Raw genomic sequence first — 2,608 nt, 5'->3', positions numbered from 1 at the left:
AGGGAAAGTCCAGGAGGGTCGCAAGCATCCGAGCGGTCAACTCGACCGAGACGTTCTGGACCCAGTCGAACGGCTGATCCACGGGCAGGTTGTCCAGCACCTCCTGGACGCGCGATCGAATCAGACCCTCCATCTCACGCAGGTTCTTCGGTGCGACCACGCCTTGGACAGCGGCCCGCTGCGCGTCGTGTCGTGGCGGATCCATCGCTATGAACATCTCGATATCAAGAAAACGAGGTGGAACCCCGATGACGATCAACGGCTCGGCGGAGAAGACCTCGTGGTTCTTGTCGACGGCCATGATGTCGGCATGCCTTGTGACGGACCAGAACGGCCCGAACGGACTGTTAGGCTGGTAGTGGACCGGAGCCTCGTTGCGTACGCGCTCGAAGTACGACTGCCAGCGCCCCTGGCGATAGAGGAAAGGGTTGCTGAGGTCGATGTCGGCGAGTTCGACGTCCTCCACAGGAGGGATGGGGCTCTCGATGAAAAGCCTCTCTCCGTTCGCTCCGGTCACCCATCGCCGCGTCTTGTCGTACAGTTGTGCGCCCTGGATCTGCCGCTCCATCGGGATAGTCGACTGAACCTTAGCGGCGATTGCCTCAGAAAACTTCATTGCGTCTTATCGTCTCTCTCGTCGTCACATCTGAAACTCAGGCATTAGGACGGTCAGGCCGTCCCACGCCTCGGAGACCGGAATCTGGCAGGACAGTCGAGAGGTCGGTTGACGCTCAGGGTTCATCGCGAGCATCTCCTCCTCGTCGGAGCCGGAGAGGCCCACCTCCTCGGACCACTGCGGATCGACGATCACATGGCAGGTGCCGCACGCGGCCTCGCCTCCGCAGTCGCCGTCGATGCCGGGCACTGCATTGTTGGTCGCGACCTGCATCAGCGACTGTCCTTCTTGGAAAGGGACCTCGTGCTTCTTGCCGTCGTGTGAGACAAAGGTGACAACTGCCATAACCAACTCCTGATACGTTGTCCTCGCCTTGGGAACTTGATCAAAGTGTCGTCGGGGATGACCGCTACGGCTATGTTCTGCGGAGTCAAAAACTTGTGAATTCGGCTCAAAGGGATCTGGTGAACCAATGATCCTCGATGACGAGGGTGTGCCCCCGCTCCTGTTCGTGCAATTGCTCGAGCGCCAAGCATTCGACCCAGACGCCGTCGCGCGGCTTCGCAACATCATGTCTCGCGAAGGAACCGACGAGGCGACGCTGATTCAGCGCGACGTTCAGGCCCCCATACGGTGGTTTCGGGAGGTCTACCCCGAACTCGACGTCGACCAGGCAACACTGCTCGGCTTTGCGTTCGCTGAACAGGCCCAGTTGACGTCCTTCGGCCCGTTGAGTTCTCCGCTGGTCAGCGCAGGCTCGGTAGCCGAGATCGTGGAGTTGCTCACCTATCTGCCGTTGATCTCGACAGCTCTCAGTCCACAGTTCCATCCAAGTGACCACGGCCTCACCATCGGGTTCACCGCACACACAAGCGATCCGGCCCTGGACTGCCTGGTCGTCGCCTACTGCGGGTCGGCGCTACTGCGACTGCTTGACATGCTCGCCGGCGACATGCCTACCGTCACACTCCACTTGAGTTGGCCGGTGCCGCCCCTCCTGTCCAATCATGAGGACTTAATAGCCGGGCGCCTGTTTTTCGGCGCTCCGATGTCCTTCCTTCATGTTCCCGCGGACACGCTTAACGAGGTTTGCCGGTTCTCCGATCCCCTCACATACCGACTCGCCATCGGCGATCTGCAGCGAACTCTCGACCAGCGGGGCAGGACCACGTCGTTTTCGGAGAAGACGAGACGGCTGCTGGAGAAGGAGCCCGCACAGGGGAGTATCCACTGGGTCGCACGCGAGTTGTCGATATCCGTCAGCACACTCAAGCGGCGCCTCTCCGAAGAGGGGACCACTTTCCGCGAGTTGCGCCAGTCATTCCTGCGCGAGCGTGCGATGCTGCGGCTACTCGACCGATCAATGTCGGTGACTGAGGTCGCCACGGAGCTCGGATACAGTGACCTCACCAACTTCTCACACGCCTTCAAGCGATGGACCGGCCGTTCTCCGAACGAGTTCCGGCATCCATGACGCTGAGCCGCCCGGTCTCCGGCGGGTTGAGGGGGCTGGCGGATGCGGTAAATCAGTGTGGGGCCGTTCCCAGTGCATGAGATCAGTGGTACTCCAGGGGCCGACCAAGATTTCGGTCCGACAGGATCTTCCTGAGTCTCGGGGTCACCGCAACGGCGTGATCAGTGGTGGAATCCGCGTCGACGTGGGCACTTTGCAGCCAAAGCGAGGGGTTATGCCTGCTGTGTGGGCATGGGCATGTGCTCGGGCATGATCATCTTTCTCGGAAGTGACAGCTCCGCATGGGAACCTAGATTTTCCGGATTGAAGGCAGGTGCTGCGGCAGTTGTGGCCGCGGGCCGGAGCGCCAGCCGACCACCTTTGTTCGAGAACGCCTGCTTGGGCACGTCAAGACACCCCCGAAGTTGGGCGCGGCCGCGTCGAGTAACCGGTTGCGTGAGCGTGCTAGCCGCGGATCGGCCTGCTCGTCGACTGCGGTGAGTGAGTCGGTCGTGGCGTGGTCCGGGGCGGTCATGGGA

General features: G+C 61.3%; 2 protein-coding genes and 2 pseudogenes. 1 reads left to right on the top strand and 3 read right to left on the bottom strand.

What is annotated here, in order from left to right; genetic code table 11:
• A pseudogene (locus tag A2J01_RS24325) lies at positions 1-616 on the bottom strand (cytochrome P450); the annotation flags it as partial.
• 24 nt (positions 617-640) lie between these two features.
• Entirely contained in the window at positions 641-961 is a 321-nt protein-coding gene (locus A2J01_RS24320; RefSeq protein ID WP_003942421.1) for a 2Fe-2S iron-sulfur cluster-binding protein, read from the bottom strand.
• 127 nt (positions 962-1,088) lie between these two features.
• Here A2J01_RS24320 and A2J01_RS24315 point away from each other — a divergent pair, with 127 nt between their 5' ends.
• Entirely contained in the window at positions 1,089-2,090 is a 1,002-nt protein-coding gene (locus tag A2J01_RS24315; protein WP_003942428.1) for an AraC family transcriptional regulator, read from the top strand.
• A 289-nt stretch (positions 2,091-2,379) separates the two neighbouring features.
• Here A2J01_RS24315 and A2J01_RS37010 read toward each other — a convergent pair.
• A pseudogene (locus A2J01_RS37010) lies at positions 2,380-2,608 on the bottom strand (hypothetical protein); the annotation flags it as partial.

The sequence above is a fragment of the Rhodococcus sp. EPR-134 genome, from assembly GCF_001647205.1.
GTDB classification, from domain to species: Bacteria; Actinomycetota; Actinomycetes; order Mycobacteriales; family Mycobacteriaceae; genus Rhodococcus_F; species Rhodococcus_F qingshengii.
This window is presented reverse-complemented; position numbering and strand designations above follow the sequence as displayed.